We start from the raw sequence: 20,973 nt of genomic DNA, 5'->3' as shown, positions 1-20,973 counted from the left end.
ATTCTATTAGTTACAGTTCAAGACTTTAAAATGAGGATCATTATTTCGATTTAAATAAATTTATTTCAACCTTAAAAACTCATCCACTTCAACATACGGCAGCAATAATTCCTTTGGGCCATCAGCATACGAAGCTGCTTCGTATGAATTGTAATAAAGCAGTAATCCATTATCGGTATAAAAAATATTTTGAGGAAGATTGAATTTTTCGTCTTCAAACATCAATCCGGTTGCATTGATTGATTTGTTTGCAGGGATTTTATATTTGGCTCTGAATTTTTTTTCGGCGAAAGCCATAAAAGCATTTTTGTCACGGAACAATGCTACATTTGGAATCGATTTTCCTGTACTTGGGTCAAAAAGTAAAGAACGCAATCCTTGATATCCGTGAGCGCCACCCGTGTAGGTGTAATGGTTGATTTCTATATTTAAAACACTTTCAGATTGGTATTTTACACTTCCTTCAATTTTAGCTTCCCAACCAAAGGTGTCATTCGGAAATTCTTTTTGGAGTTTCTCATAGGAATCAATAAAAGAGGCTAGTAATCCTGTGTAATCTGTTGAGGTGCATGGTTTCTCGCCAAAATAAACAATCTCTTTCAATACTGAAAACACTTTTTTATTAATGCTGTCAGCTACTATAAGGTCGTTTTTTGCAACAGGAATTTTTACAGTTATTTCAGGACAATTTTCTTTGCAGGGTAAAGTTGTTGTTTTTTGAAAAGATTGGTCTTTAAATGTCAATTCATTCGAACAACTGGTCATTAAAAAAAAGAATATAGCAAAAACTACAGGGTGTTTCATCTCATAATTGTTAATTATATACAAAGGTATCAACTTGTGGCTTGGTTAAAATAAATTAATGGGTAAATTTGTCACTTTATTTAGCATTAAAATTCAAAAGATATGAAATGAGCATGAATGTAAATTGGTCGCAAGCACCAATGAAAATATGCGAATTACATATGACCTTTAAAAAATAATAAATTTATAGATATGAAATTCAATACAAAGGTTATTCACGGCGGACAGCATCACGATCCAAGTACTGGTGCGGTTATGCCGCCAGTATATCAAACATCAACATTTATACAAACTAGTCCAGGACAGCCTTTAAATCCGGATTACGAGTACAGTAGAGCTGCAAATCCAACTAGAAGTGCACTTGAAAATGCTTTGGCGAGTATAGAAAATGGTACTCGTGGATTGGCTTTCTCATCTGGATTAGCCGCTACAGATTGTGTTTTGCGTTCTTTTAAAGCAGGTGACGAAATCATTGCTATGGACGATTTGTATGGTGGAACCTATAGAATGTTTACCCGTATTTATAAGAATTCCGGAATAAAATTTCATTTTGTGGATATGAATGACATCGAGAAATTCAAGTCATTAATCAACGAGAATACAAAACTGGTTTGGGTAGAAACACCTACGAATCCTTTAATGAAATTGGCCGATATTCAAGAAATCGCTGCCATCACAAAAGAGAAAAAAATTCTGTTTGCAGTAGACAATACTTTTGCGACGCCTTATTTGCAGAAACCATTAGATCTAGGAGCTGATATCGTAATGCACTCGGCTACTAAGTATTTGGGAGGACATTCTGATGTTATTGCAGGAGCATTAATTGTAAAAGACGAAGCGCTTGGAGAACAATTACACTTTCAACAATTTGCAACTGGAGCTACACTGGGACCAATGGATAGTTTCTTGGTACTTAGAGGAATAAAAACCTTGCATTTGCGTGTAGAAAGACATTGCGAAAATGGAGGGAAAGTGGTAGAGTTTTTAAACAATCACCCAAAAGTAAAAACAGTATACTACCCGGGATTACCAAGCCATCCGTATCATGAAATTGCCAAAAAACAAATGAGCGGTTTTGGAGGAATGGTGTCGTTTACTTTTGTTTCTGGAAAAAAGGAAGACGCTGTTGATTTTCTAGAAAAACTGAAAGTATTCACTTTAGCCGAATCATTGGGCGGAGTAGAGTCGTTGGCAAATCATCCTGCGCTGATGACACACGCTTCCATTCCAGAAGACAAACGAAAAGAAATTGGTATTACTGATGACTTGGTTCGTTTAAGTGTTGGAATCGAAGATGCTGCAGATTTAATAGAAGATTTGAAGCAAGCATTAGCTTAATAAATACAAAAAGCCCCAACGCTACTAACAATAGTTTTGGGGCTTATTTTTTTATACTTTTTGGGGTATTAGTCCAAGTAGCGAATGTATCCCACATTAAACCAAACCAACCAGTCATTTGCTTTGTTTTCTTTGTAAATTTCGGGATTAGGATTCAATCCATCCACCCAATTGGAGAAGAAATACTGTAATCGTAAATCTGCCAATAAATCGGCAGAATCATCTAGTTTATATCGAGTTCCTAGACTCGTTACAACGGACAAGACCGTATTTGCTTCTGTAGAAAAACCAAAAGGTCGACCTTCACTCGGAGTTAAATATTTTGGGAATGTAGTGGCAGGAGTTCCCAGAGGACCCAGTGTTGATGAAGCCTTGGCGTCATAATAACTAATTTGGCCACCTAAACTTACAAAGGGAGCAAAACTTCCAGTAACCGCTGTAAAATCACGAATACTCAGTGGGAAATATTCTAATTGCATGCCAAAATTAGCAACTGATGTACTTCCAGACATCGCTCGTAATTGTTGCGCATCAAGCGAGGTTTTCTTAGGATCTACATATTTTCCAAAATGTTGTAGTTCCGTTTTATTGAATGATAGCTCTGATCTTAATTTAAAATGTTCATTAAAATACGTTCTTGAGGTATAATTATAATTCGAATCGTAGGTGAAGTTTAAAAAATGAACAATTCCTATTCCTATTCCAGTATTGCCGGCGTTAGTCTTTAAATCATTACGCTTACCATAATCAGATTGAAAAGCGATTGGCCCAGCAATTATTCCTATTTCATGCGAAAATCCATCAAATTGCGCATATGAATCAGCTGAAAATCCAAAGCAGATTAATAAAAGAAGGATTGTTTGTTTTATCATCGGAAGTATCTTTCTAATCTTCACAAATATATAAAAACATCAGGTACAGTTATGGTTTAAAAACAGAAATTAAAAATAAGCAGTCATATTCTTATTTACTTACGAAAGTGGTAGTGAATTCGTTTAAATTAAGATATCCTAAATACAATTGTTTAATAATGCCTAATAAAAAGATAATTCTATCTATAAATTATTAAAAAGGGAGTCCGAATATTTTATAAAATGTATCTTTGTGAATTATAACGAAATCGTTTTCTTAATTAATTATAATAATCTATGTCATTAAAAATAAATGATTTTATGGCTCAAGTTGAAGCCAAAAATCCAAATGAACCTGAATTTATACAAGCTGTTAGGGAATTTGCAGAGACTGTTATTCCATTTATCGCAGAGCAAAAAAAATATGACGGCAAAAATCTACTTTTAAGAATGTCTGAACCAGAGCGTTCAATCATATTTCGAGTGCCATGGGTAGATGACAAAGGGGAGATTCAAGTAAACAGAGGCTTTAGAATTCAAATGAATTCAGCAATTGGTCCATACAAAGGTGGAATTCGTTTTCATCACACTGTAAATTTATCAGTGCTTAAATTTTTAGCATTTGAACAAGTATTCAAAAACAGCTTGACTACTTTGCCAATGGGTGGAGGAAAAGGAGGATCTGATTTTGATCCACAAGGAAAATCGGATGCTGAAGTAATGCGTTTTTGTCAGTCATTCATGACAGAATTGTGCAGACATATTGGCCCACAACTGGATGTCCCTGCTGGAGATATTGGAGTAGGAGCTAGAGAAATTGGCTATTTATTTGGTCAATACAAAAGAATTAGAAATGAATTTACAGGAGTTTTGACCGGTAAAGGATTGGCTTACGGAGGATCATTAATTAGACCGGAAGCCACAGGTTACGGAGTAGTTTATTTTGCAGAGCAAATGCTAAACACCATCGATCAAAAAATTAAAGGAAAAACAGTTTCGATTTCTGGTTTTGGAAATGTGGCTTGGGGAGTAGCTTTAAAAGTAAATGATTTAGGTGGAAAAGTAGTTACTATTTCTGGTCCTGACGGATATATTTATGACGAAGAAGGAATTTCTGGTGATAAGATAGATTTTATGCTCGAAATGAGAGCAAGAGGTGATAACAGAGCCGAAGCCTATTTAGAAAAATATCCAAACGCAGTTTTCCACAAAGGAAAAAGTGTTTGGGAAGTAAAAGTTGATATTGCAATTCCGTGTGCTACTCAAAATGAGTTGAACGAAGAGGATGCAAAACACTTAATTGCAAATGGCGTTATGTGTGTAACGGAGGCAGCAAATATGCCATGTACTCTCGAAGCGATCAAGTTGTTCTTGAAAGCGAAAGTACTTTTTGCACCAGGAAAAGCAGCAAATGCTGGAGGTGTAGCAGCTTCAGGATTAGAGATGACTCAAAACTCTATTCGATTGAACTGGACTAGTGAAGAGGTAGACGGTAGATTGAAAGAGATCATGGTTGGTATTCACAATCAATGTAAAAAATACGGAACCGATTCAGAAGGATACGTAAACTACGTAAAAGGAGCTAACGTTGCTGGATTTGTAAAAGTTGCTGATGCTATGCTTGCTCAAGGAGTGGTATAAAACAAAGCTTATATAATTTTCAAAGCCTTTCATCGACCAGATCATTCTGGATAAGATGAAAGGCTTTTTTTTATGTAACAAAATGCTAAGACTTTCGTTTGGTTTATATTTGCAATTCAACAGTCGCGCTAATAATGAAAAAGAACGTTTTATTTTTTTTGGTGATATTTTTTACCCAAAATAGTTTTGCCCAGGAAAATTTGTCTTGGCAAGGTTATTTTTCATACACAGATATCAAAGATTTGTCAGCATCAACAACACAAGTTTTTGCAGCTTCTGAAAATGCTTTATTCTCCAAGAATCTCACAACAAACGTTGTCAAAACTACCAATACCATTGATGGTCTTTCGGGACAAACGATTTCTGCACTAAATTACAGCGCAGCAAGTAATAAAACCTTGGTAGGGTACGAAAATGGACTTATAATTGCAATCAATGAGACCGATGGTACGCTATTGAACATTGTAGATATTATCAATAAACAGCTTCCTCCTAATATAAAGAAAATTAATCATTTCATGGAAATTGGCGGAACCGCCTACGTTTCCTGTGATTTTGGGATTGTTCAATTCAACTTGGCGACTATGCAATTTGGGGATACTTATTTTATTGGTGACAATGGTGCCGAAATTATAGTAAATCAAACAGCAGTGTACCATGGTTTTATCTATGCAGCCACAAATAGTGGTATTCGTAGAGCGGCGGTGACCAATAAAAATTTGATAGACTACAGGCAATGGGAAACTATAGCGACAGGGAATTGGTCTAGTGTACTAGTTTTTGGTGCTGATTTGTATGCTATCAATGGAGCAGGTTCTGTGCATAAATTTGATTCAGTATCCAATACTTTTGTGGGTTTTCTTGTTCTTCCTGAGCCGTCCTTTGACGTGAGATCAACCGGTAATTATCTAATCATAACTACTAGGAACAGTGTTTATATTTACAACAATCAGATGGCATTAGTGCGCCAAATAAACTCCAATCAAATTACGAATAGTAATCCACTTTTCTCGTGCGCCACCATAATAGGGGATTCCGTTTTTATTGGAACAAAAGAAAACGGATTGATTGTGGCTGCCTTGTCTAGTGCCGGTATTTTTGAGAATATAACACCCCTTGGTCCTACCAGGAACAATATATTTTCGCTTCAAGCGACGGCCACTTCTTTGTGGGCGGTATATGGAGATTATTCAGCAGATTATAATCCGTATCCGTTGGATAGTTACGGAATCAGTAAATTTAATGCCAATGGCTGGTTGAATATTCCTTATAAAGATGTTTTGGGCGCGCAATCATTAACCCGTATTCTTGTGAATCCTAGTAATGAAAATGAAGTATATGCGAGTTCTTTTTTCTCGGGATTACTCAAATTAGAGAACGATATCCCAAAAATTTTATACAATCAGACGAACAGCGGTTTAGAATCGTTAACCTTTGTGGGTCCTACATATATTGACATCAGGATAAATGGAACTGCATTTGACAAATCAGGAAACTTGTGGGTCACGAACAGCCGAATAAAAAATGGATTAAAAGTTTTGAAAACCAACGGTCAATGGCAAAGTTATGCCATGGATGGTATTTTAGCATCGCCAAATGATAATAATTTTGGCACTATAGCCATTGATAAAAATGGAACAAAATGGCTTTCAACCAATAGCGACGGCGTGGTTGGTTTTAATGAAAGTACCAATATATTTAAGAAAATAACGGAAGGATCTGATACGGGAAATTTACCCACTTCAAATGTTAGAACCGTTGCAATAGATACCAGAAATCAATTGTGGATAGGTACAACTAAAGGATTACGGGTTTTGCCCAACATAGGAAATTTTCAAACAGAAGATCAAATGAAAGCCAATCCTATCATTATTTTAGAGGATAATTTAGCTCAAGAATTATTATTCGAACAGTTTATTACTGATATTGCTGTTGATGGAGCTAATAATAAGTGGATTGGCACTGCCGATTCTGGTTTGTTTTTTGTCTCACCAAACGGTCAGGAAACCAAGTATCATTTTACGATAAATAATTCGCCGCTACCCAGCAATGTGATTAATGATGTTGCTATTAATAATCTCACAGGCGAAGTTTTTATTGCTACTTCTAAGGGTTTGGTCTCTTTCAAAGGGACTGCAACAACAGCAAACGATGATTTAAGCAAAGTTTATGTGTATCCAAATCCCGTACGACCAGAATATACGGGAACTGTTAAGGTTGCTGGATTGTTAAATAAAGCAAATATTAAGATCACCGATATCGAAGGCAATTTAGTGTACGAAACTACATCAGAGGGCGGAACGATCGAATGGGATACGACCGCTTTTGGCAAATACAAAGTAGCCTCAGGAGTATATATAATCTTTATTTCCGCACAAGATGGCGTGGAAACAAAAGTTAAAAAAGTAATGATAATCAGGTAATTTGTTTCTGGTTTTGAGTCTGGTTTGTCTTTACAATCTGAAACTTTAAACTTTAAACTTTAAACAAAAAAAATGCTCGTAAAAACCAAAGCCATCGTCCTTTCCTCTTTAAAATTTCAAGAAAAAAGCTTGATTGTGAAATGTTTTACGCTGTCTCACGGTTTGAAGTCGTATTTTGTTCGGGATGCTTTTTCAGGAAGGAAATCGAATCAAAAAATCGCTTATTTCCAACCCTTAACTATTCTCGAAATCGAAGCCGTTCATAAAAACAAAGGCACTTTAGAAAATTTCAAAGAGATTAAAATCGCTTCGGCTTTTCATTCCATTCATTCAGATATTTACAAAAGCACCATGGTTATGTTTATTTCCGAAATGCTGCATCATTCGATCCATGAAGAAGAAGAAAACGAATCACTTTTTACCTTTTTAGAAACTGCATTACAGTGGCTAGACAACCATGATGAAATAGCTAATTTTCACCTAATCCTACTATTAGAAACCACCAAATATTTGGGTTTTTACCCCGATACTTCTGATGTCGATATGCCTTTTTTCGAAATGATCGAAGGAGTTTTTACACCTTTTCATGCCGTTAGTTCGCTCACCGAACACGAAAGTAATTTGTTTAAAAAACTGATTGATTTAAAATTCGACAACAGTCAAAAAATATTCCATGTCATAGAACGCCAAATCCTTCTAAAAATACTAATTGATTACTATAGTTTTCACTTGGACGGCTTTAGAAAGCCAAAATCACTAGACGTTTTAAAAGAGGTTTTCTCCTAAATTCTTGGGCGTGCCCCTGCGTAAAAACTCCGGGTCAGGCTGTCCGCTGTATCTTTTATTCCGTAAACTCCATAAAAGGATGCCGCTTCCATCCTTCACGCAAAACCTCAAGATAAATTGTACAAAAACAATAAACTTGTAGCTCATTTTGTACTATTTGTATGTATATTAGCTGAAATAAATGCGACTGTTTGCAAGACAAAGCACCTTTTTTAGGTGTAAATGCGGAATAGAGTTGCGTGTATTTAAGAGTTGCTAGCAAGCATAAAAAAAACATTATGGGATATAAAAATAAAACTTATATAATTTTTGACGGAGATAACGACAAGTGGGCTTATGCCAGAATGAAAGGCTGGAAAGCATTAGAACATATAGATTTTGATTTTGAAAATGCACACGATGAATACACGCTAACTTCTAATGCAAGTAACGAGGATTATATAAAAGGTAAACTTCGAAAAAGGTTTCAAAATGCAAGTCAGGTAATTGTATTAATTGGTGAATCAACAAAAAACTTGTATAAATATGTCAGATGGGAATTAGAAGTTGCTCAAAATTTGAATATTCCAATAATCGCAGTTAACCTAAATGGAGATAGAAAACAAAATCCTAATACTTGTCCACCAATTATAAGAGATACCTATGTAGTTCACATTCCTTATAAAATGAAAATAATAAAATACGCACTAGACAGTTTCACTACTGAGTACAAAAAAAGAGGTTCAAATAGTTCTGTCGGAGGCAGAGTTTATAACGAATCTGTTTATTCTTCACTTGGATTAAATTATTAATGATGGAAGAAAAAGACTTTCCCGGTTTATATCAAGCTTCTGACGCTGCTTCAATGCAAGCTCAGAAAAACTATAAAAATATCATTGCTTATGACTTAGTTTCAATGATTGTTGCATCTGCACTGGCTATTTACAATTATCAAGATACCGAACCCAAACTCTGGATATATATTATTTCAGGTGTTTTATTATTAGTTAGTTTTACCTTAACATTAGTAATTAGAATTAAAAAGTTTGAAGATATATGGTATCAAGGAAGAGCATTAGCAGAATCTTGTAAAACTTTAACTTGGAGGTTCATAATATGTTCTGAAAGTTTTGAAATTGATATTGAGAAAGAGAAGGTTAAAGAAAAATTTATAGCAAGACTTAGAGAATTTAGCAATGAATTTAAGGAATTGAATGAATCATTAAATGCTAAAACTATAGTTTTACCAATTATTACAGACAAAATGTGGGAAATAAGAAGTCTAAACACATTAGAAAGGAAAGACTTTTACATTATAAACCGTATTAATGACCAAAAAGATTGGTATGCAACCAAAGCGGAATTTAATAAGAAAAAATATAATAATTGGTTTTTGGTTATTATTAGTTCCCAGCTTATTGCGATATTAAGTATCGGCTATTTAATCAAATGTCCCGAATCTAATTGGAATTTGGTTGGTTTTTTTACAACTATTTCAGCATCGGCATTAAGTTGGCTTCAATTAAAACAGCATCAGGAATTAAAACAAGCATATACAACAGCCGCACAAGAATTAAATTTTATTCAAGCTTCTTTTGGCAAAGTAAATTCGGATCTTGAGTTAGCAGAGTTTGTTTTAGATTCAGAAAATGCAATTTCAAGAGAACACACACTTTGGCTTGCACAAAAAAGAACATAATGGCAAAAGGATATAATAAAGCAGAAACCTTTGATAAAATATATTGGCTCTTGGAATCCAAGAGCATAAAGGATAGACCTTGTGTATTTCTTAGCCATAAAAAGGAGGATAAAAGCGAATGCATAAAAATTGCTGAATACCTAAAAGAAGCTGAAATCGATTATTACTTAGATGAGCTAGATAATGATTTACAACAAGCAGTTGCACAACATAATCCAGAATTAATCACCGAAAGCATCAAAAAGGGGATTCGAGAGAGTACACATATGTTAGTAGTAGTTTCTGAAAAGACGTATAAATCTCAATGGGTTCCATTCGAAATTGGCTATGGCCATTCTGCAATTCTTGACAAAGGTTTAGATGAAGGAATTAAAGAAAATAAAATTAAACTTTCAGTCTTGACTTTAAAAGATATATCAGAAAAAAATCTGCCAGACTATCTTCAAGTTGCTTTTATTATAAGGGGAACAAAGAGTCTTAATGATTATATATCTAAAATCACGAATAGATTTGAAAAATCATTAATAACTGAAACTAAGCTTTTTTCGCATACAAAAATGAATCATCCATTAGACCATGTTCTGAACTTTAAACTATAAAAAATCCGATCGCGGATTTACAATCCGTGCCCACAAAAATTAGCAACTTTGTCAAATCGAGCATAGTCGAAATCCCGCTGCTCGAAGTGTCCTTAAAAAAACGTACTCAAAAACTGCGGGCTGCTGCGCGAATGTCTCTGACTTCGCGCCATTTTAAATCGTTTTGCCATCGGTAAACGTGATAAAAGTCTCACGACTTTTTACTTTAACTATCCTTAGAATAATTATCGTTTCAAAAGGGATAAAAAAATACAAAGTAACAGTTTGGATTATTTTGTAGTTTTTTGGTTTTATTTAAAATGGAGTATTATGATTTATCACTTAACGATTTGAATTTAATAAGACATCTACGAAAAAATCGGGAGACTTTTATTAGATTTACGTATAACAAGAACATTAAAGAAAAGGTCGAAGTCGGGAGACTTCGCCGAGCGGGGTGTGAATACGCAATGGAGTTGCATTTATTTGTGAAATAGTGGCAAGCACCGAAAAAGAAACTAAATAGAAATACAGAAAAATTTCAAAAATAATTTACCAATAACTATGATTACAGAAAATGAAAAATTGCTTATCCGAGAATTATCTGAAAATGATGTAAACGTAATTTTCGAACTTTATTCAGATAAAGAAGCGATGAAATTTAGAGGAAGTAAGCCCTTTGAAAATATTGAAGAGGCAATTATTATGATTAAAAAAGTAATTGAAAATATTAAAAGCGGAACGGAATTTAGATATGCAATTATAGAAAAAATGTCGAATGAGTTAATAGGAACATTTCTTATTACCCCAATTACAAGTGTAATTTGCATGGTTGGCTGTTCAATCGGCAAAAATTACTGGAGATTAGGTTACGGCTTAGAAGTTATGTCACTTATGTCAAAATATTTGGAGAATTTAGAATACGAAAAAATTATTGGTTTAATCAAAAAAGAAAATATTCCATCTATTAAATTAGTAGAGAAAATGCAATTCAAACTAATCGAACAAAATGAATATCCAGAATTTTATAAATATGAAAAAGAAATTAACATATAAAAAAAGTAGCTCTTTTAATCAACAATAATAAAGCGTCGTAAAGAAAATTGTATTATGGATATTGAAATAAAAAAAATTAATTCCTTAGAAAGTGAAATAGTAATTGAATTATTTGATAAATATAGAATATTTTACAAACAACCTTCGGATATCGAACTTGCAAAAACATTTATAAAAGAACGTCTAGAACAAAATGAAGCACAAATCTATATCGCGTTCGTGAATGAAAATCCAAAGCCTATCGGTTTCACTCTGTTGTATCCAAAATTTTCTTCAGTTTCCGCTAGAAAAAATTGGCATATTGGAGATTTATATGTTGAAATAGACCAAAGGAAAAAAGGTGTTGGAGAAAAATTACTAAATACAGCTTTACATTTTGCAAAAAATGAAGGAGCAAATTTTATATCATTGAACACTGCAACCGACAATTATTCTGCTCAAAATCTTTATGAAAATTTCGGTTTTGCAGAGCAAGAATATTTATCAGGATATTTATATTATCAATTTAATTTCTAAATAATTCCTGCCATTAACAGCGGTTTTGTTATAGTATGTGATTTAGTGCAATTACTGTTTAGTATCATATTTTCTGCAAAACCAAAAGTTGATTGGTTACGAATTTCCTGCCATATCAAAGTAGCGATCCGTTGGCAGAAACCTTAGAGCTGGATGTACAATAACGCCAATTATACCAAAAAATAATTATGAAAAAATTTTCTATTTTATGCTTGTTTTTTTTTACCTCGATATTGTATTCTCAAACGGATATAATATCTAAAAAATGCCTAAAAAACTTTTTTCTGCAGTCTCAAAAAAATGATACAATAAAAATTTTTTCATTAAAATTTGATTTTAAAGACTCCTCTAGTGAGTTGTTTTCAGCATACAACCAGAATTCTAAACAAAATGATATTTTCATCATCAAAAAAGATACCTCACGCTTTGTTAAATCGACAATTAATTTCAATAATAATTTTCGAAACCCTAAAATTGACTCATTCAATCCTTATGGTGCCAGTAATGCTAAATCTGGTTTGATTATTGGAGCAATTGGAGGCGTTTTTAGATCCATCTTTAACACTGATTAATTTTCAAAGGAATCCCGATAGCACAGATTTGCAATCCCCGCTGCTCGAAGTGTCCTTAAAAAAAAGTACTTAAAGACTGCGGGCTGCTGCGCGAATGTCTCTGACTTCGCGCCATTTTAAATCGTTTTGCCATCCGTAAAAGTGATAAAAGTCTCACGACTTTTTACTATAACTATCCTTAGAATAATTAGCTTTTCAAAAGGGATAAAAAAACGCAAAGTAACCGTTTGGATTATTTTGTAGTTTTTTGGTTTTATTTAAAATGGAGTATTATGATTTATCACTTAACGATTTGAATTTAATAAGACATCTACGAAAAAGTCGAGAGACTTTTATTAGATTTACTTATAACAAGAACATTCAAGAAAAGGTCGTAGTCGGGAGACTTCGCCGAGCGGGGGTCCTCCAGGGCGTAAAACCTGGAACTACTGAGTTATCGTAAAGTTTTAAGAAAAAATATCAAGAGGATGTAGTGTCCTCTTTTTTTATGAATTAATTTTAAGGTTGTTTTTTCTTAAAGATAAACATAACATAAAATTTATTTTTTTATTTCAAAAAGTAAAGTATATTTGTCTTTTAATCTAGTTCGTTGTTCTTTATGGAAAACAAACTGTAACCGATAAACTTTATGGAATCAAAAATGAAACAAGAAGACGATATCGCAAAAATTGATAAATTCACCAGTTATTTATTGCCTAATAAGTTTAAAATTGTTGGGCTGGTAATTGTTATTCTTTCGATTTTGTCAATTGTTACTTCAAGTAAAAACTATCTATTGGACGATAAATACCATGATTTATTCGAGAGAATAGCTTTGTCAGGAATGGTTTTTGGAACACTTATTATTTCGATTTCACGAGAAAAAATAGAAGATGAGTTAATTGCAAAAATCCGTATGCAATCGTTCCATTATGCTGTTTTGGGAACAGTACTATTTTATTTAGCAATTCCATTTGTGCATTTTACAATTAAAGTACTATTATCTGATATGCCTACAATTGAAGGGAGTAAAGATGTTTCTGTTTTGGGAGTTTTACTTATGATGCAAATTCTAACTTTCAAAAAGTTAAAAAAAGCCTATTATGAAGAATAGACTCAAGGTAGAACGCGCCATTTTGAATGTAACCCAAGAGGAATTGGCTGAAAAAATAGGCGTTTCGAGGCAAACTATCAATTCTATCGAGACCAATCGATTTGTGCCTTCAACCGTTTTAGCCCTAAAATTATCAAAATTGTTTGGCAAACCAGTAAATGATTTTTTTGAATTAGAAGGGGATGAATAAATGTGTTTTGTCTCTTTGACAAAATCCCAATAGGTCGATTTTGGCTTAAAGCGTAACTTTCGACCTACGACTTTCAACTTTCGACTTTAATTTATTACTTTCGCACTTCGATTAAAGAAAAGGATAAAATGAGCACAAAATTTACTGAATACAAAGGACTTGACTTGCCAACTGTAGCATCAGAAGTACTAGATTTTTGGAAGAAAGAAAATATATTTGAGAGAAGTGTAACTACTCGCGAAGGAAGTACTCCGTTTGTATTTTTTGAAGGTCCGCCTTCGGCAAATGGATTACCGGGAATTCACCATGTGATGGCGCGTGCCATTAAAGATATTTTTTGCCGTTATAAAACTCAAAAAGGGTTCCAAGTAAAGCGTAAAGCCGGTTGGGATACGCATGGTTTACCTGTAGAATTAGGTACCGAAAAGGAATTAGGAATTACAAAAGAAGATATAGGAAAAACGATTACCATCGAAGAGTACAACGAAGCATGTAAAAAAACCGTGATGCGTTATACCGATGTGTGGAATGATTTGACCGAAAAAATGGGGTATTGGGTAGATATGGAAGATCCGTATGTAACGTACAAATCCAAATACATGGAAACCGTTTGGTGGATTTTGAAACAAATCTACAACAAGGATTTGATGTACAAAGGCTACACCATCCAGCCGTATTCTCCAAAAGCAGGAACAGGATTATCGTCGCATGAAGTGAACCAGCCAGGAAGTTATAGAGATGTAACGGATACGACGGTTGTGGCACAATTTAAAGTCCTCTCCCCAACCCTCTCCAAAGGAGAGGGAGCTGAAACTGAAAATTCGGTATCAAAGGCTTTCGGACTCGACTCCCTCCCCTTCGGGGAGGGCTGGGGTGGGGATTTTTATTTCCTCGCTTGGACCACTACACCGTGGACTTTACCAAGTAATACGGCTTTGACTGTAGGTCCAAAAATTGAATATGCTTTGGTAAAAACATTCAATCAATATACGTTTCGTCCGGCAACATTAATTTTAGCTAAGAATTTAGTTGGAAAACAGTTCGGAAAAGGATTCTTTGAAAGTACAGAACCTGCTGACTTTGAAAATTTTAAAGAAGGTGACAAGAAAATTCCATATCAGGTTTTGGCAGAATGCAAAGGAGCTGATTTAGTGGATATTCGTTACGAACAATTAATGCCATTAGTGCTTCCGTATCAAAATGCTGAAAATGCTTTTAGAGTAATTTTAGGTGATTTTGTTACTACCGAAGATGGAACAGGAATCGTACATACTTCGCCAACTTTTGGTGCCGATGATGCGAAAGTAGCTAAAGACGCCACACCCGAAATTCCACCAATGTTGGTTTTAGACGAAAATGGAACTCCGGTTCCGTTAGTGGATTTGCAGGGAAAATTTGTAAAGGGACTTGGCGGTCTTTCAGGCAAATATGTAAAAAACGAATATTACAACGAAGGAGAAGCACCAGAGCGTTCTGTAGATGTTGAAATCGCTATCCAGTTAAAAGAAGAAAACAAAGCTTTTAAAGTAGAAAAATATGTGCACAGTTACCCACATTGTTGGAGAACAGACAAACCTATTTTGTACTATCCTTTGGATTCGTGGTTTATAAAAATTTCGGAAGTTAAGGACAGAATGTTCGATCTAAACGAAACCATCAACTGGAAGCCAAAAGCTACCGGAGAAGGACGTTTTGGGAACTGGTTGAAAAATGCCAATGACTGGAATTTATCGCGATCCAGATTCTGGGGAATTCCTTTGCCTATCTGGAGAACCGAAGACAATCAAGAAGAAATCTTGATCGGTTCAGTAGAAGAGTTATACAACGAAATTGAAAAATCGATTGCAGCAGGTTTCCAATCAACAAATCCTTTCCAAGGGTTTGAAATAGGGAATATGGCCGAATCCAATTACGATTTAGTTGATTTGCATAAAAATGTAGTCGATGAAATCACCTTGGTTTCTGCCTCTGGCAAACCAATGAAGCGTGAAGCTGATTTGATTGATGTTTGGTTTGATTCGGGTTCTATGCCCTATGCACAATGGCATTATCCTTTTGAAAACAAAGATAAAATTGACGAAAACAAAGATTTTCCAGCTGATTTTATTGCGGAAGGTGTCGATCAGACACGTGGTTGGTTTTATACCTTACACGCTATTGGAACCTTAGTTTTTGACAAAGTAGCCTATAAAAATGTAGTTTCAAACGGACTGGTTTTAGACAAAAACGGACAAAAAATGTCCAAGCGTCTAGGGAATGCCGCAGATCCTTTTGAGACCTTAAAAGAATATGGTCCTGATGCTACGCGCTGGTATATGATATCGAACGCGAATCCTTGGGACAACTTGAAATTTGACTTAGAAGGAATTGCTGAGGTGCGCAGAAAATTCTTTGGAACTTTATACAATACGTATTCATTCTTTAGTTTGTATGCTAATATTGATGGTTTTAAGTACGAGGAAGCCGAAATTCCAGTAAACGAAAGACCTGAAATAGACCAGTGGATTATCTCAGAGTTGAACACCTTGATCAAAGAAGTAGATGGTTTTTATGCTGATTATGAACCAACGAAAGCAGCTCGTGCAATTTCTGAATTTGTACAGGAAAATTTAAGCAATTGGTACGTTCGTTTGTGTAGAAGACGCTTCTGGAAAGGAGAATATGCGCAGGACAAAATCGCGGCTTACCAAACTTTATATACCTGTTTGTTAACCATAAGTAAACTTGGTGCGCCAATCGCTCCGTTCTTCATGGACAAACTTTACAGAGACTTAACGGTAGCAACACAGACTGAAAAATTTGACAGTGTACATTTGGCGAAGTTTCCAATTTCGGTTGAAAACTATGTTAATAAAATACTAGAGAGCAAAATGCAGAAAGCACAGACCATTTCATCATTGGTTTTATCACTCCGTAAAAAGGAAATGATAAAGGTACGCCAACCGTTGCAAAAGGTAATGATTCCAGTACTTGACGACAATCAAAGAGTTGAAATCGAAGCTATTTCTGACTTGATAAAAGCAGAGGTAAACGTGAAAGAAATCGTACTTTTTGATGATGCTTCAGGTGTTTTAGTGAAACAAATTAAACCCAATTTTAAGGCACTAGGACCTCGTTTTGGAAAAGATATGGGCTTGATTTCTAAGGAAATACAAGGGTTTTCAAAAGAGCAAATCAGTCAGTTAGATAAGGAAGGAAGCTTGAATCTTGTTATTGCAGGAAATAACGTAATTTTAACTTTAGAAGATGTAGAAATAACATCACAAGATATTGAAGGTTGGTTAGTTGCCAACTCAAACGGAATAACGGTTGCGCTTGACATTACAATTTCATCAGAATTAAAACAAGAGGGGATTGCCAGAGAGTTAGTAAATAGAATTCAGAATATCCGTAAAGATTCTGGATTTGAAGTTACTGATAAAATTAAAGTTCAGTTGAAAAGAAATGGAATTTTAGAAGAGGCGATTCTTGTAAACGAAGCGTATATTAAATCAGAAACTTTAACCAGTGATTTGGTTTTTGTTGATGCACTAGAAAACGGTACGGAAATTGAATTTGATGAAATAAAAACAATGATTTTAATTTCAAAATAATATAAAATGGTAGATGAAGCTACAAAATACTCCGAAGCTGATTTAGCGGAGTTCAAGGAAATAATACTCAATAAAATTCAAAAAGCGCAATTAGATCTAGATTTAATAAAAAGTGCTTATATGAATGACTTAAATAACGGGACAGATGATACTTCCCCAACATTTAAAGCCTTTGAGGAAGGAAGTGAAACCATGTCTAAAGAAGCAAACTCACAACTGGCGATTCGTCAAGAAAAGTTTATTCGTGATTTGAAAAACGCACTTTTCCGTGTAGAAAACAAAACGTATGGCGTTTGTAAAGTTACGGGTAAACTAATAGGGAAAGAAAGATTGAAAATTGTTCCTCATGCAACCATGAGTATCGAAGCAAAGAATTTACAGCGTTAATACGTTTTAAATCACATACAGGATTCCGAATTCCAATAATTGCTTATTAAATTATTGGGATTTGGAATTTTATTTTTTTATTTACCTATTTTTACGCTTTTAAAATTTACATAATGACATTACGAAAAGCATACCTCCTTATTTTTATCTTATTGCTTGTTGACCAAGTCTCTAAAATTTATATTAAAACTAATTTTATTTTAGGGGAAGAAGTTGAAGTATTTAAATGGTTTAAAATTTTGTTCATTGAAAATGAAGGAATGGCTTGGGGAGTTCAAATTCCGGGGACGTACGGTAAATTATTTTTAACTCTTTTTAGAATCGCTGCAGTTGGCGGAATAGGGTATTGGTTGTGGGATTCAGTAAAAAAGAAGAGCTCTGATTATTTAATTGTTGCCATTTCGCTGATTCTTGTAGGCGCTTTTGGGAACATAATTGATTCTGTTTTTTACGGAGTTATCTTTGATGACAGTCAGCAACAATTAGCGACTTTGTTCTCAGATCAGCCTTACGGGACTTGGTTTCACGGAAAAGTAGTCGACATGCTTTATTTTCCTTTTTGGCACGGAACCCTACCAACTTGGTTGCCTATTTGGGGCGGAAAAGAATTTACTTTTTTTAATGCCATCTTCAATGTTGCCGATATGGCGATATCTACAGGAGTTGGAATCTTGATTTTTTTCAACAAAAAAGCATTTCATCAACAATAAATTTAAAGTAATTATCTAATAAAAAAGACCTGTTCAAATCACGAACAGGTCTTTTGCATTTAGAAACTTATTTATTTTGTCCTGGTGCGTATCGTTTAGCGCTTTTACCACCATATATTTTTTTGGCTTGACCTGGAGGAAGTTTTTTTGCTTTATAGGTAGTTTGTCTAGTTCCAGTGTGAATAGTACAACCTGAAAAAGAAACGGCAAGGAGTAAAACCAAGATGATTACCACTGATTTTGAATTTTGGAATATTTGCATGATTTAGCTAAAATTTATTGGTAAAAATACAGATTTAAAATGAAAGCGGATAAAATTCACATCTAGTTTTAGAAATATGATTTCAACAACACTTTTAATACACCGGTAATTATATCTTTAAAATTTAAATAAGGAAATTCAAATAGCTTCAAATTAATTGTATTGTAATTTAAAATGAAACATACACGTTTTTCAAATAGTGAAAGTGCTTCTCAACTGCAATTAAAAGACAAATTTATTATATTAAAAATAAAAAAGGTCATTCATCGATTAAATTGGTATTTAAATCGATTTTTTATTATGTTTGCATACTAATTTTGAGGCAGTTAAGTACAAACAGTACAATTGTGTTCCGAATTAAATCAACATAATTAAAGCCTTATGAAATTTAGTTTATTTTATTTATTCCTATTTACTACTGCTATTTCTTTGCACAGTTGCTCTACAGATTCAACAAATTCAACCGATACAGAATTATCTGCTTTACTCGATGAGAACTTCATTTATAATGAAATTGAATTAGAGGAAATGAAATTAATCAATGCACATCGCGTGAGTATTGGTTTGAAAGTTTTGCAAAAAATAAATTATATTTCAAAAAAAGCTGAAGAACACAATTATTATATGATTGCTAATAATGCAATTAGTCATGATGGGTTTGTGGCCAGATCAGAGAGTATTATAAAAGCAGTTGGTGCAAAAAGTGTTAGTGAAAATCTCGCGTATAATTATGCTACTGCTCAGGAAGCCCTTACTGCTTGGTTAAATAGTCCAAGTCATAAAGTAACAATTGAAGGGGATTTTACTCATTTTGGAATTGCAGTACGAGAAAACACTACAACAGGAAAAAAATATTACACTAACATTTTTGTAAAAATCTAATACTTTTAAAGTCTTATAATTAGAATTTATAAATTGAAGCAGGAGTTACGCAATAATCCAATTGTACGTCGCCTTCAAAAATACCTTCAATCAATTCCTCAGGTTCAAAAAAGGATAGGCCAATTTTTACCACATCGGGTTTGCATTGGGATAAAAAAATGTCATAAAAACCTTTGCCATAACCTACACGATGTCCTTTTTTGTCGAAAGCCAAAAGAGGTACAAAAACTACATCAATTTTATGTGAGGGAACTTCAATGCCATCTACAGGTTCGGGAATGTTGTATTCGTTTTTCTTAATTTTAGTATTATCAGTTAATAAAAAATGAGTCATTTTTCTGGTTTCAAAATCGGCCTTTGAAACGATAATTTCTTTGTCTTTTCCGGATAGTAAGTGCAAAATAAATTCGGTATTTACCTCTTTTTGTTCTGTAATAGGCAAGAAAATATGGAAATAAGTGTTCTCCCCTATAGGAAGTGTCAGTATTTTATTGGCTACAGCCAAACTCTTTTCCTCAATATCAGTGTCAGAAAGTAAGTGACGCAACCTTTTGTATTCCTGTCGCAATTCAGTTTTATTCTTCATCTTCTCCATTAGTATTAGATAAGTGGTAAATAGCATCCCCTTCGTAAACAATCGGGGAATGGTTCGCGTTAATCACGTAACCGTCATTTGGTGCTTTCACTTTTCGTTCAAATTTTCCGTAAGGATCGGTAATGATTGCTAATACAGTTCCCTTTTTTACAAAAGTACCAATTGTATTATAGTCGTGCAATAATCCAGAACATTTGGCTCTAATCCAGCCCGATTTTTCAATATAAATTGATGGTGAATTTGGTTTAGATATCGTGTGTTTAGGGTCTAACATCTCAAGATGGGCTAGGATTCGTTTGGCACCATTTACGCCTTCATCAGCAACTGCATTATTGATGTCTAATGATTTACCGCCTTCAAAAAGTAACATTTTCACATTCATACGTTCGCTCGAATTCCTAAAAGAGCCTATGATATTTCTAGAATACAATGTGAATGGCGCATTAAAAACATCGGCCAAAAGTTTTAACTCTGGATTGCTAGGTGAAATTCGTATTTGTGGTGCATTAAAACGGCTGGCACCGCCGGCATGAAAATCGACTGCGTAATTTACAATAGGCATAATTTCACTTAAAATATGAAAGGCAAATCGACTTGCCAAAGATCCAGTTTTGCTTCCCGGAAAAACCCGATTCAAGTCTCGACCATCTGGAAATTCTCGAGATTTATTGACGAATCCATATACGTTGATGATAGGGATACAAATAATAGTTCCTTTTTTTGGTCGGTTTATTTTCTTGCTGATCAATTGCCGAATAATTTCGACTCCATTAATTTCATCTCCATGAATTCCTGCTGAAAAAAGCACCACCGGACCATCAATTTTAGATCGTCTTACAATAACGGGAATGTTCAATTTTGTAGTGGTGTGTAGTCGCGCAATCTCTACATTGATGGTTTTGCTTTCACCTGGAATAATGCTTTCGCCGAAAATTACTATCGGTGTGTTCTTGGTTTTTATCATAGGATCTTGAAAAGATAAAAATAAGGATAATAAGGTAGTAGGAACTAAAATTCT

The 20,973-nt window shown here is 34.2% G+C and carries 21 protein-coding genes; 16 read left to right on the top strand and 5 right to left on the bottom strand.

Annotated features, from left to right (window positions below; all coding sequences use genetic code 11):
- Positions 1 to 60 precede the first annotated feature (60 nt).
- The gene (locus ACNQGB_RS02620; RefSeq protein ID WP_417946788.1) at positions 61 to 804 is read right to left on the bottom strand and encodes a DUF3298 and DUF4163 domain-containing protein; all 744 of its coding nucleotides are present in this window, start codon (positions 802 to 804) and stop codon (positions 61 to 63) included.
- A 192-nt stretch (positions 805 to 996) separates the two neighbouring features.
- Here ACNQGB_RS02620 and ACNQGB_RS02615 point away from each other — a divergent pair, with 192 nt between their 5' ends.
- The gene (locus ACNQGB_RS02615) at positions 997 to 2,142 is read left to right on the top strand and encodes a cystathionine gamma-synthase (RefSeq protein WP_417946787.1); all 1,146 of its coding nucleotides are present in this window, start codon (positions 997 to 999) and stop codon (positions 2,140 to 2,142) included.
- 68 nt (positions 2,143 to 2,210) lie between these two features.
- Here ACNQGB_RS02615 and ACNQGB_RS02610 read toward each other — a convergent pair whose 3' ends face one another.
- A complete protein-coding gene (locus ACNQGB_RS02610; RefSeq protein ID WP_417946786.1) occupies positions 2,211 to 3,014 on the bottom strand; it encodes a THC0290_0291 family protein in 804 nt (267 codons plus the stop codon).
- A 276-nt stretch (positions 3,015 to 3,290) separates the two neighbouring features.
- On the opposite strand from ACNQGB_RS02610, the gene gdhA reads away from it, so the two are divergent.
- The 14 genes from gdhA to ACNQGB_RS02540 all read left to right on the top strand — a co-directional run bounded on the left by gdhA (position 3,291) and on the right by ACNQGB_RS02540 (position 18,216).
- Positions 3,291 to 4,634 (top strand): NADP-specific glutamate dehydrogenase, encoded by a 1,344-nt coding sequence (gene gdhA, locus ACNQGB_RS02605; protein WP_309756852.1) that lies wholly within the window; start codon positions 3,291 to 3,293, stop codon positions 4,632 to 4,634.
- Positions 4,635 to 4,768: 134 nt separating this feature from the next.
- Positions 4,769 to 7,057 carry a type IX secretion system anionic LPS delivery protein PorZ gene (porZ, locus tag ACNQGB_RS02600; RefSeq protein ID WP_417946785.1) on the top strand — a complete coding sequence of 763 codons (2,289 nt, stop codon included), beginning with the start codon at positions 4,769 to 4,771 and terminating at the stop codon, positions 7,055 to 7,057.
- A 72-nt stretch (positions 7,058 to 7,129) separates the two neighbouring features.
- Entirely contained in the window at positions 7,130 to 7,843 is a 714-nt protein-coding gene (gene recO / locus ACNQGB_RS02595) for a DNA repair protein RecO (protein WP_417946784.1), read from the top strand.
- 278 nt (positions 7,844 to 8,121) lie between these two features.
- Positions 8,122 to 8,634 (top strand): TIR domain-containing protein, encoded by a 513-nt coding sequence (locus ACNQGB_RS02590; RefSeq protein ID WP_417946782.1) that lies wholly within the window; start codon positions 8,122 to 8,124, stop codon positions 8,632 to 8,634.
- A gap of 2 nt (positions 8,635 to 8,636) precedes the next feature.
- Entirely contained in the window at positions 8,637 to 9,521 is an 885-nt protein-coding gene (locus ACNQGB_RS02585) for a DUF4231 domain-containing protein (RefSeq protein ID WP_417946781.1), read from the top strand.
- A complete protein-coding gene (locus tag ACNQGB_RS02580) occupies positions 9,521 to 10,120 on the top strand; it encodes a toll/interleukin-1 receptor domain-containing protein (RefSeq protein ID WP_417946779.1) in 600 nt (199 codons plus the stop codon). The genes ACNQGB_RS02585 and ACNQGB_RS02580 overlap by 1 nt, the downstream gene beginning before the upstream one ends.
- 543 nt (positions 10,121 to 10,663) lie before the next feature.
- Positions 10,664 to 11,155 carry a GNAT family N-acetyltransferase gene (locus ACNQGB_RS02575; protein WP_417946778.1) on the top strand — a complete coding sequence of 164 codons (492 nt, stop codon included), beginning with the start codon at positions 10,664 to 10,666 and terminating at the stop codon, positions 11,153 to 11,155.
- A 54-nt stretch (positions 11,156 to 11,209) separates the two neighbouring features.
- A complete protein-coding gene (locus ACNQGB_RS02570; RefSeq protein ID WP_417946777.1) occupies positions 11,210 to 11,671 on the top strand; it encodes a GNAT family N-acetyltransferase in 462 nt (153 codons plus the stop codon).
- A 188-nt stretch (positions 11,672 to 11,859) separates the two neighbouring features.
- The gene (locus ACNQGB_RS02565; RefSeq protein WP_417946776.1) at positions 11,860 to 12,243 is read left to right on the top strand and encodes a hypothetical protein; all 384 of its coding nucleotides are present in this window, start codon (positions 11,860 to 11,862) and stop codon (positions 12,241 to 12,243) included.
- A 640-nt stretch (positions 12,244 to 12,883) separates the two neighbouring features.
- Positions 12,884 to 13,336 carry a hypothetical protein gene (locus tag ACNQGB_RS02560; RefSeq protein ID WP_309755513.1) on the top strand — a complete coding sequence of 151 codons (453 nt, stop codon included), beginning with the start codon at positions 12,884 to 12,886 and terminating at the stop codon, positions 13,334 to 13,336.
- Positions 13,326 to 13,526: a helix-turn-helix transcriptional regulator gene (locus ACNQGB_RS02555; protein WP_309755511.1), complete on the top strand. Its 201-nt coding sequence runs from the start codon at positions 13,326 to 13,328 to the stop codon at positions 13,524 to 13,526. The genes ACNQGB_RS02560 and ACNQGB_RS02555 overlap by 11 nt, the downstream gene beginning before the upstream one ends.
- Positions 13,527 to 13,654: 128 nt before the next feature.
- The gene (ileS, locus tag ACNQGB_RS02550; protein WP_472777055.1) at positions 13,655 to 17,119 is read left to right on the top strand and encodes an isoleucine--tRNA ligase; all 3,465 of its coding nucleotides are present in this window, start codon (positions 13,655 to 13,657) and stop codon (positions 17,117 to 17,119) included.
- 6 nt (positions 17,120 to 17,125) lie between these two features.
- A complete protein-coding gene (locus tag ACNQGB_RS02545) occupies positions 17,126 to 17,506 on the top strand; it encodes a TraR/DksA family transcriptional regulator (protein WP_099714108.1) in 381 nt (126 codons plus the stop codon).
- A 113-nt stretch (positions 17,507 to 17,619) separates the two neighbouring features.
- On the top strand, positions 17,620 to 18,216 hold the full coding sequence (locus ACNQGB_RS02540) for a lipoprotein signal peptidase (protein WP_417945399.1): 597 nt from the start codon (positions 17,620 to 17,622) through the stop codon (positions 18,214 to 18,216).
- A gap of 67 nt (positions 18,217 to 18,283) precedes the next feature.
- Here the strand turns inward: ACNQGB_RS02540 and ACNQGB_RS02535 are convergent, their stop codons facing one another.
- Entirely contained in the window at positions 18,284 to 18,478 is a 195-nt protein-coding gene (locus ACNQGB_RS02535) for a hypothetical protein (protein ID WP_417945397.1), read from the bottom strand.
- A 381-nt stretch (positions 18,479 to 18,859) separates the two neighbouring features.
- Between ACNQGB_RS02535 and ACNQGB_RS02530 the strand changes: the two genes are divergently transcribed.
- Positions 18,860 to 19,360, top strand: a complete 501-nt coding sequence (locus ACNQGB_RS02530) for a CAP domain-containing protein (protein ID WP_417945395.1) — start codon at positions 18,860 to 18,862, stop codon at positions 19,358 to 19,360.
- Between the two features lie 19 nt (positions 19,361 to 19,379).
- Here the strand turns inward: ACNQGB_RS02530 and ACNQGB_RS02525 are convergent, their stop codons facing one another.
- Together ACNQGB_RS02525 and ACNQGB_RS02520 are read right to left on the bottom strand one after the other, a co-directional pair.
- Complete coding sequence (locus ACNQGB_RS02525) at positions 19,380 to 19,946, bottom strand: 5-formyltetrahydrofolate cyclo-ligase (protein ID WP_417945393.1); 567 nt, start codon at positions 19,944 to 19,946, stop codon at positions 19,380 to 19,382.
- The gene (locus tag ACNQGB_RS02520; RefSeq protein WP_417945391.1) at positions 19,936 to 20,919 is read right to left on the bottom strand and encodes a succinylglutamate desuccinylase/aspartoacylase family protein; all 984 of its coding nucleotides are present in this window, start codon (positions 20,917 to 20,919) and stop codon (positions 19,936 to 19,938) included. Before ACNQGB_RS02520 ends, ACNQGB_RS02525 begins: the two co-directional genes overlap by 11 nt.
- Between the last annotated feature and the right edge of the window lie 54 nt (positions 20,920 to 20,973).

Source organism: Flavobacterium frigidum (genome assembly GCF_048286795.2).
Note: the sequence above shows the minus strand (reverse complement) of the source record. Positions and strands in the feature narration are given on the sequence as shown.

Excerpts from the sequence above, each read along its gene's own strand:
- ACNQGB_RS02620 (WP_417946788.1), bottom strand. The coding sequence starts at position 804 with ATGAAACACCCTGTAGTTTTTGCTATATTCTTTTTTTTAATGACCAGT.
- ACNQGB_RS02615 (WP_417946787.1), top strand. The coding sequence starts at position 997 with ATGAAATTCAATACAAAGGTTATTCACGGCGGACAGCATCACGATCCA.
- ACNQGB_RS02610 (WP_417946786.1), bottom strand. The coding sequence starts at position 3,014 with ATGATAAAACAAACAATCCTTCTTTTATTAATCTGCTTTGGATTTTCA.
- gdhA (WP_309756852.1), top strand. The coding sequence starts at position 3,291 with ATGTCATTAAAAATAAATGATTTTATGGCTCAAGTTGAAGCCAAAAAT.
- porZ (WP_417946785.1), top strand. The coding sequence starts at position 4,769 with ATGAAAAAGAACGTTTTATTTTTTTTGGTGATATTTTTTACCCAAAAT.
- recO (WP_417946784.1), top strand. The coding sequence starts at position 7,130 with ATGCTCGTAAAAACCAAAGCCATCGTCCTTTCCTCTTTAAAATTTCAA.
- ACNQGB_RS02590 (WP_417946782.1), top strand. The coding sequence starts at position 8,122 with ATGGGATATAAAAATAAAACTTATATAATTTTTGACGGAGATAACGAC.
- ACNQGB_RS02585 (WP_417946781.1), top strand. The coding sequence starts at position 8,637 with ATGGAAGAAAAAGACTTTCCCGGTTTATATCAAGCTTCTGACGCTGCT.
- ACNQGB_RS02580 (WP_417946779.1), top strand. The coding sequence starts at position 9,521 with ATGGCAAAAGGATATAATAAAGCAGAAACCTTTGATAAAATATATTGG.
- ACNQGB_RS02575 (WP_417946778.1), top strand. The coding sequence starts at position 10,664 with ATGATTACAGAAAATGAAAAATTGCTTATCCGAGAATTATCTGAAAAT.
- ACNQGB_RS02570 (WP_417946777.1), top strand. The coding sequence starts at position 11,210 with ATGGATATTGAAATAAAAAAAATTAATTCCTTAGAAAGTGAAATAGTA.
- ACNQGB_RS02565 (WP_417946776.1), top strand. The coding sequence starts at position 11,860 with ATGAAAAAATTTTCTATTTTATGCTTGTTTTTTTTTACCTCGATATTG.
- ACNQGB_RS02560 (WP_309755513.1), top strand. The coding sequence starts at position 12,884 with ATGAAACAAGAAGACGATATCGCAAAAATTGATAAATTCACCAGTTAT.
- ACNQGB_RS02555 (WP_309755511.1), top strand. The coding sequence starts at position 13,326 with ATGAAGAATAGACTCAAGGTAGAACGCGCCATTTTGAATGTAACCCAA.
- ileS (WP_472777055.1), top strand. The coding sequence starts at position 13,655 with ATGAGCACAAAATTTACTGAATACAAAGGACTTGACTTGCCAACTGTA.
- ACNQGB_RS02545 (WP_099714108.1), top strand. The coding sequence starts at position 17,126 with ATGGTAGATGAAGCTACAAAATACTCCGAAGCTGATTTAGCGGAGTTC.
- ACNQGB_RS02540 (WP_417945399.1), top strand. The coding sequence starts at position 17,620 with ATGACATTACGAAAAGCATACCTCCTTATTTTTATCTTATTGCTTGTT.
- ACNQGB_RS02535 (WP_417945397.1), bottom strand. The coding sequence starts at position 18,478 with ATGCAAATATTCCAAAATTCAAAATCAGTGGTAATCATCTTGGTTTTA.
- ACNQGB_RS02530 (WP_417945395.1), top strand. The coding sequence starts at position 18,860 with ATGAAATTTAGTTTATTTTATTTATTCCTATTTACTACTGCTATTTCT.
- ACNQGB_RS02525 (WP_417945393.1), bottom strand. The coding sequence starts at position 19,946 with ATGAAGAATAAAACTGAATTGCGACAGGAATACAAAAGGTTGCGTCAC.
- ACNQGB_RS02520 (WP_417945391.1), bottom strand. The coding sequence starts at position 20,919 with ATGATAAAAACCAAGAACACACCGATAGTAATTTTCGGCGAAAGCATT.